Annotated in this window: 1 protein-coding gene; it reads left to right on the top strand. The window is 60.6% G+C overall.

The window, feature by feature from the left end; all coding sequences use genetic code 11:
* The coding region (locus ACXRVY_RS26790; RefSeq protein WP_458238705.1) for a diguanylate cyclase domain-containing protein at nt 1-1,864 on the top strand (1,864 nt) is incomplete at both ends.

Below are 1,864 nucleotides of genomic sequence, written 5' to 3'. Positions count from 1 at the left end.
GCCCATACCAGCGCCTGGGTGTTTTACCGCACCGGTGAACAGATGCATCGGGTTGGCCAGGGCGACCCACGGGTACAGTGGCCTTCTAGCGTTGCGAATGACGAGTTCGAAGCCTTTTGCCTGGCCCGCAACGTGCACCGCTGGCCGACCGGAAGAGGCGAAAGTGTGCTGGGTTGGCTACTCGCGCCAGTCGACGATGCAGCAGAGCCGGCGCTCGCTGAACTTGCCCAGCRCCTGGGCATTGAGCTACAGACCAATACCCTTGCCCGTGCGCAGATCACGCAGCGTGTGCTGTATGAAATTACCTATCTCGCCAGTTCGACCCGTGACCGGTCAGTGTTTCTGGTGGGGGTTCACCGGCTGCTGGCCAGCCTGATCGACGCCGAGAACTTCTATCTCGCGCTGTATAACCCGCACACCGGCAAGATCGACTACCCGTATTACGTCGACATCATCGACGCTGATGCCCTGGAAGCCGAGAACTACGAATACCTTGACCCTGCGCATCTGTCGTTGACCGGCCAGGTATTGACCACCGGCCAGCCGTTGCTGATTGACTCTGCCGGCATTCTCGCGGCTCAGGCCGAAAACCGTTTCTACTGCGTGGGTGATCGTCCCGAGTTCTGGATGGGCGCTCCATTGAAAAACGCCTCGGATGACGTGTTTGGCATGCTGGCAATGCAGGTCTACGACGTTTCTCGCATCTACAGCGCCGAAGACCGCGCGCTGTTTCTGGTGGTAGCCCGTCACGTGGCCATGGCGCTGGACCGGATTCTGCATCGGGAGGACCTGGAAGAAACAGTGATGCGTCGTACCCTGGAGCTTTCGGCACTCAACGACGCCTTGAGGCAGGAAGTCGCAGACCGAGAGCGCGCCGAACACCTGCAGAACGCGCTGTTCCAGATAGCCGAACTGTCGAGCCAGCCTGGTGACACGGCCGAGTTGTTTCAATCCTTGCATGGCATCGTCGATGACCTGCTGTTTGCGCAGAACTTCTACATTGCGCTGTTCGACGACGCGACCGGTGAAGTGACGTTTCCCTATTATGTGGATGAACGGCAGACGACCCGCCCGGCGGCACGGCGAGGGCGCCGGGGCTTGACCGAGTACGTGATCCGTCAGCGTCGACCCTGCCTGATTGACGCCGGCGAGGCTGAACGATTGTCCGCGCATGGTGAAATCGAAATTGCCCATGAGTCTGTGCGCTCCTACTCCTGGCTGGGCATTCCATTGTTCGAAGACGACGTGGTGCGAGGCGTGCTGGCGGTGCAAAGCTATACCTCGCAGGTGAGCTATACCCAGCGTGACCAGGAGCTGCTGACGTTCGTGTCACGGCACATCGACACAGCGTTGTCGCGACGCACGGCCGCCGAAGCGATCCATGCCGCCAACCTCCAGCTGGAAGCCCGGGTGCAGAGCCGCACCCGCGAGCTCGATCACGCCAATGCCAAGTTGCAGCACGAGAACTCCCACGATGCGCTGACCGGGCTACCGAATCGCACCTACCTGCAACAGCGCCTCAATCTGTCCTGGTCGCGGTTCGGCAACGAAGGCGGGCACCTGTCGGTGATGTTCATCGATCTCGACCGCTTCAAGATGGTGAACGACAGCCTCGGCCACCATTTTGGCGACCTGCTGTTGATGCAGGCGGCCCACCGTTTACGTGGTTGCCTGCGCGACACCGACATGCTGGCGCGCCTGGGGGGCGACGAGTTTTCGGTGCTGGCTCCCGAGGCGCCGCTGGAGGTGATGATCGAAATTGCCGAACGGATCCTGGTGGCGTTCGACCTGCCGTTTTTCATCAATGGCCATGAAGTTTTCTCGTCCTGCAGTATCGGTATCGTCAGCGCCGACAGTCAGTTCC

It is taken from the genome of Pseudomonas sp. P5_A2_2 (genome assembly GCF_054177685.1).
Note: the sequence above shows the minus strand (reverse complement) of the source record. Positions and strands in the feature narration are given on the sequence as shown.